The organism is Rhodohalobacter sp. (genome assembly GCF_041686455.1).
Lineage (GTDB): Bacteria > Bacteroidota > Rhodothermia > Balneolales > Balneolaceae > Rhodohalobacter.
The window spans coordinates 7,781-13,926 of sequence record NZ_JAWLDW010000070.1; the positions used below are offsets into that span (position 1 = coordinate 7,781).

The 6,146-nt window shown below is 41.0% G+C and carries 5 protein-coding genes and 1 pseudogene; all 6 read right to left on the reverse strand.

The window, feature by feature from the left end; genetic code table 11:
- Positions 1-619: pseudogene (locus ACESM0_RS09100) on the reverse strand (hypothetical protein); the annotation flags it as partial.
- The gene (pilO, locus tag ACESM0_RS09105; protein ID WP_372905750.1) at positions 616-1,470 is read right to left on the reverse strand and encodes a type 4a pilus biogenesis protein PilO; all 855 of its coding nucleotides are present in this window, start codon (positions 1,468-1,470) and stop codon (positions 616-618) included. The pseudogene ACESM0_RS09100 and the gene pilO, both read right to left, overlap by 4 nt.
- A 14-nt stretch (positions 1,471-1,484) precedes the next feature.
- Positions 1,485-3,191, reverse strand: coding sequence for a PilN domain-containing protein (locus ACESM0_RS09110; protein WP_372905752.1), 1,707 nt, complete (start codon positions 3,189-3,191; stop codon positions 1,485-1,487).
- A 20-nt stretch (positions 3,192-3,211) separates the two neighbouring features.
- A complete protein-coding gene (locus ACESM0_RS09115) occupies positions 3,212-4,453 on the reverse strand; it encodes a type IV pilus twitching motility protein PilT (RefSeq protein ID WP_372905754.1) in 1,242 nt (413 codons plus the stop codon).
- 236 nt (positions 4,454-4,689) lie between these two features.
- Entirely contained in the window at positions 4,690-5,196 is a 507-nt protein-coding gene (locus tag ACESM0_RS09120) for a Crp/Fnr family transcriptional regulator (protein ID WP_101071894.1), read from the reverse strand.
- 20 nt (positions 5,197-5,216) lie between these two features.
- A partial coding sequence (locus tag ACESM0_RS09125) for a GspE/PulE family protein (RefSeq protein ID WP_372905756.1) occupies positions 5,217-6,146 on the reverse strand: 930 nt, incomplete at its 5' end.

The window sequence follows — 6,146 nt, forward strand, 5'->3', positions numbered from 1 at the left end:
CACCGCCACCGCCGCCTCCGCCTTCCTGATTAACAAGATCAGATAAATTTTCAGGGACTCCGCTTGTCAGTGTAGACCAGTCAACACCAATTTCCCGCAGAGCGCGCTTACTTCCTTCAAAAAAGGTAGCATTTATTCTAATTTCCCGTGTTTGGGTATTTACCTGAATTTCTGAATCATCAATACTCTGAGCACCTTCCGGCCTTGCAGCATCATCTTCACCTCTGCGCTGGACTTGCTGCTGAGCATCTGCTTCTTCACGTGTTACAATTTCGTACAGATCAGGCTCCTCAAAAGCTACAAAATCCTGTACCCTCAGAATGTAATCCAAAGCTTCCCGCCAATGCATGGCCGGAAGGGTTACACCAATCGGGCCCGTATATCCGGTACGATCAATGATAAACCGATTTTCATACTCCTGAGCAAATGTATTTAACACATCTATGGCTTCGGTGAAGGTGGTTCGCCGATCCAGTGAGATCATCTCATCAGGGTTTGTGTATTCTCTGGGGTAACGATCCTGCGCCATTGTTGATTCTATCGCCGTAATCGCGATAAAAGTACAAATCAAAAAGGCTGCTATATTTCTGCTGTTCATAGTATTTATGATTAATTTCATCGTTGTACCTCCAGTGTAACCATGTCTATAATTCCACCTCTGTTAAGCCTGAATGTGGCAGATCCTTGTTGCATATTAATTTCTTGAAGTGTTCCCAAATAAACATTGTCGTTTTCTCTTAGCGTAACCATTTGTCCGTCCTGATCCATCAGATAGACTGCCGACCCGGTTAAACCAACAATTCGACTCTGATCCACATTTGGAAGATTATCTTCGTTTGGCGGAACATTTCGGATAAGCGGAAAGAATGGATTGTGATTGGAATCGTTTGTTCTGAATGCGATATCTGGTGTTTGGTTATTGTTATTAAACACTCCTACACGATCGTAGTGACTCTGCAGTCGAAATGTAAAGTTAACTTGTTGATAACCATCTCCTTCACCGGACGGTGAAAGTGAAATTCCATTAATTTTTTGTACCGGTTCACTGTACTCAATCGCATTGATAAATCGTACAACGCTTCTATAAGGTCCTGATCCGTTTATTTCAGAGTTGATTACACCATATTGCTCCGAACTGGTTGAATCACTGAATGTAAAATTGAAATTCACTCCTGCCCCTTCGTTGATCAACGATAAAAAGCGAAATATTTCGTCTGCGTTGTTATTTGAGAAAATTGTTTTATCAAACCCCTCAATAACCGAAGTAGCCTCCTCAAACTGTTCCCGAAGCATGGGTACGAGCTCTGCAGTTTGAGCATCCTGCTGATAATCATTTTCAAGACTTACCTGGCGCTCTTCAAGCTGTTCTATTTCAGCTTTTTGAATAAAATGCATATAAGCGTAACCGGCTCCATTTATAATTAACAGAGCCAAGAGTAAAATCAGAGTATTTCGAAGACCGTACGACATAGACTTTTTCTCAATTAGTTAATTAAATCATTAAGACTTCGAACATTTTCAGGCGTATATTTGCTTGTATCATCAATTACAGAACGAATCATCATATTAAAGTAAAATACCTCTCGTTCCCGAACCTCTTCCCTGCGAACCGAAAGCAGCGTGACGGAATCAAATTGATTTGCCAGACTTGGAATTCTTTCGCGATTCAGCGAATAACCATCAACCATCAGAACATCATTATTCTGTCTGAATGAATTGATCCAAAGTCCACCTACCTCTTCAGCAGCCTCATTGAAATGATCAACAGTGACGGACCATTTAATATTCTCAGCACTCAAATCACCCAGTAATTCCAGTTGATTCTGCATCTGTCCTAGCTGCATGGTTAACTCTTCAGATTCTTGAACCAACGGCTGAAGGGATTGTATATCACTTTGCAGTCGATTGTTCTGCTGCTGTAGCAGATCAATTTCCGCTACATTAGCCTGATAGAAGTGATTTAGGACAACCGGGCTGGCACCGATTAAAATCAGAAGAACAAAACCGTGCCATTGAAGTTTGAAAATCTTTTGTCGATCAGATACATATTCAGGTAGAAACGAGACTTCCGGATATTCACTTTTACCCACATTTGCGGCTACACTTGCGATACCGATTGCCGTTGTGTAACCCGGCACGATATCTTTCATTGTATCGCCATAGCTAACCAACTCTTCGTCAAACCTGAAGTCTTCAACTTTCAGATCAGGAAAGTTCTTTCTGAAGAAATCTGTGGCATCTTCACCAACCGTGTTATTAAAAATCACAAATCGATCCAGCCCCGGTATTTCACCGGTATCGAGCTGAAACAGTACTTTAGAGAAGATGGTGTTCAAGAAGTTTTTATCCTTTGTTCCCTCATTTATCACAGGCGATACCTGAAGAATCTCATGGCCACGGAGGAAAACCATCCGGCATTTATCCGGACTGAACTGAACCAGGCCTGTAATTATTTGCTCTTCCTTTTCATAGTGATTTCTAAACAAGCCAACCATCGCTACTTCATCGGGGACAACATCGTTTATGTAGTAGTTTTCACCGAAACGATCACCTGCACTGGATACAAGCTGAAGTGTAGGCGACTCTTCATCAATTGATGCAATAATCAGATTTCCGTTTTCTCTCAGAAAATACTCGTAAAGATCTTTATTTGGCTCTGAACCATAAATAGCCTGAAGTTTTTCTACAACTGCCTGCTGTACCTCTTTTTTCTTCTGCTCTTTGAAATTCTCGTTTTTTACAATTTGAAAAATTGTATTCCCGGACTCGACATTCAGAGCAAGCGTTACTTTACTTTTTTTGAAGTCATCCAAATACTGAACCAACAACTCTTCATTAGTCTTCACCACAGAAGACTCTTCAACTAAGTCAGAATCCTCAAAATCATCTATTGGCGAATCATCCAGATCATCCAGATCTATTTCAGTAAGCTCATCCAGTCCCGAATCATCATCTTCATCCTCATCAAGGTCTAAACCAAAAATGTCATCAGAATCTTCTTCAGAGAAGACATCTTCACTGGGGGTATCCTGTTCAAAAGCTGTTTCCTTTTGTCCGGATTTAATTGGATCGATTAATTTTAATTTATCCAGCCTCAAAAGTTGAAAACCCTTTTTTTCAGGTTTAATCCGGGCAATCTTCAGATGATCGCCTTCAAGACTAATGCCAATATATTCACGAGATTTAAACATCCGGTATACGTTATGTTAGTCTAATCCAACTCGTTGAAAAGTTGTTGAATTCGTTTCTTATTGTTCGCGTTATTGAACGCTTCGTCTTTTGAAATTCTGCCCTCGTCGTAAAGGCGCTTCAAATCTTGCTCCATCGTATTCATTCCCAGTTCGCTACCTTCATTGAGCATCTGATAGATCTCATTTACATTGTTATTGCGAATAGCGGCTCGGATGGAGGGGGTAACCAACAGTACTTCTTTCGCCAATACTCGTTTTCCGTCAAGACTAGAAACAAGTTTCTGGCTAATCACACAGGTTAGAACATCAGCCAGTCGGTTTCTGACACGGTCTTGCTCTTCAGTTGACACTTCACCTAAAATACGCTCTATACTTTCCATAGCCGAAGAGGTGTGAAGCGTACCAAACGTTTTGTGTCCCGAGTCAGTAATCTCAAGAGTTGTGGTAATGGTTTCGGGGTCACGAAGCTCACCAATCACAATTACATCGGGATCTTGACGCAGAGCCTGCACGGCTCCGTCCTTAAATGATGTAACATCACGTCCAACTTCCCTGTGGCGAACTACACTTCGGATTGGATTGTGAATTAATTCAACCGGAGAAGCAATAACCACAATATGAGCGTCTACAGTCCTGTTATTGGCGTCTATTATAGTATCAAGCGTGCTGGACTTACCTGATCCGGTAATTCCCGTAACCAGTGTTAAACCGTATTTGTAATATTTTAAACTAAGTGCCTTTGCAATTTCAGGATGAACCCCAAGGGTTTTGAACGGACGAATTTCCGTATCAATTTTCCGCATGTTAAGGGCCAGAGCCTCCAGATCCATATACATATTGGCACGATACCGCCGGTTCCTGTTGCCATCTGTCTGAATTGTGTAGGAGAAATCCAGACTTTTTTTATCCATCAGCTGATTACGCTGAGTTTGCGTGAGAACGTTGTGTAGTAGTACATCTGTTTCACCGATGGGAAGATCAACATCCATTTTAAGCGGTGATTTTTTACCGAATACCCTGTACCAAATTTTTCCATTACAGCCGTGACCGCCAACATCAATATCTGAAGCCTCAATTTTTTCCATGTAAATAAGAAAAGCATTCAGAGACTCTCTTAATATTTTTCTCTGATCTTCAGGCAATTCATTCACCTTTTCACCTATAGCAGAATGATACTCAAGTCCTTTTTTAGACTTAGGTATCTGAGAAGCAATCTTTCCGCAAATTTCCCGAATCGGTTTTAATGATATCGATGTACTCATGCAGGGTTTTTAGTTAGGTATTTACCGAATATAATTAATGTAGATGATTTTTAAACTTTTAATATTCAGCAGGTTTAAAATGAATCAAAATCCAACGAAATTTTTTCCACGCCTAAAACACATTTTTTTAATTTTGAGCGGCACTCATCAAAACTATTCATACCTTCTGAACTATAGGTAAAGAGTACCCAAAACTGCGATTGTTACAAAATAACTGTACCTAAAAGTACTAGCCGTTACTTCCAGCTTTCATTCCCCAACAGTCTTTTTTTTAGATTCAGCAATTGAATATTCATATTTTCAATTTTCTTCTGTTGAATCTCTATGATATTCTTAGTAAAAATGTTAAATAACTTTTCAGGCCGGCGTCTAAAGTAGTTGAGCACATCATATCTCTGGAATGCGAGTAATATAGCATTCTCCTCACACACAACTTTGGCCATACGGTTTTGTTTGCTGAACAGAAATGTTTCCCCAATAAAACTGCCTTCATCTAATACGGCAAGTTGAATTTCATCTTTCCACACACCAACTTTTCCTTCCCCAACCAAGTATGCTGTTTGCACTCTGTCGTGCTCATTCACGATCGTTTCACCCCGGAGAAAACGCTCCTCATTACCCAATTCAAGAAAAGAAAGGACATCTTCATAGTGGAAGTTCTTTAAAAGATGCGGCGGATCCTTTAGCAGGTTCCGCATGTACAATGGCATCATATTTAATTTATTACTGTCCGATCTGGTCATATTATTCACCTACGCTTCATTTAATCATCCAGGGTAATTGCAATAATCTCTTCTACTGTAGTTATCCCTTCCTTAATTCGCTCACGGCCCGATGCACGCAATGTAAGCATTCCGTTCTTGACCGCCTGATCTTTTATTTGCTCCTCGTCAATATCGCCACCCGACTCCAAAATAATACGTTTTATATCTTTACTGAAAAAGAGAGCTTCATGAATTGCAGCGCGCCCTTTAAACCCGGTACCGTTACACTTTTCACAGCCTACTGCTTTATAAAACGATTCATTTTGGATCTCCTCCTCCGTAAAACCTATTCCGCGCAGTGTTTCGGGATGGGGGTCATACTGTTCCTTGCACTTACAAAGACGGCGAATCAGTCGCTGAGCCATCACCAGATTAACAGCGTTAGCTATCAGAAATGGTTCAACACCCATTTTAAAGAGTCGGGATACGGCACTCGGAGCATCATTCGTGTGAAGCGTAGAAAATGTGAGGTGACCGGTATTCGCCATTTTAATAGCAATTTCAGCAGTTTTAAGGTCACGCATCTCACCTACAAGCACAATGTCAGGGTCATGACGAAGAATCCCCCGAATCGCCATATCAAATGTCATGTTGTTACTGATCTTCAGCTGACGTGCTCCTTTAATCAGATATTCAACCGGCTCCTCAACCGTAAGAACATTTTTGGTAGGGTCGATTACATAATAGAGAGCGGCAACAAGCGTAGTCGACTTACCGCTACCGGTTGGTCCGGTGATAATTGTAATACCGGACGGTTTCTCTATCGACTTGACAAAATCCTCTTTGGCCTTTTTCTGCAGACCCAGCACATTCAGATCGGTAATTACTTTTCTGTCATCCAAAACCCGGATTACCACAGACTCAAACTTGCGATCAAACTGTGCTCCTACCATAGGCATGATGGAAACACGATACCGGATATTGTGATT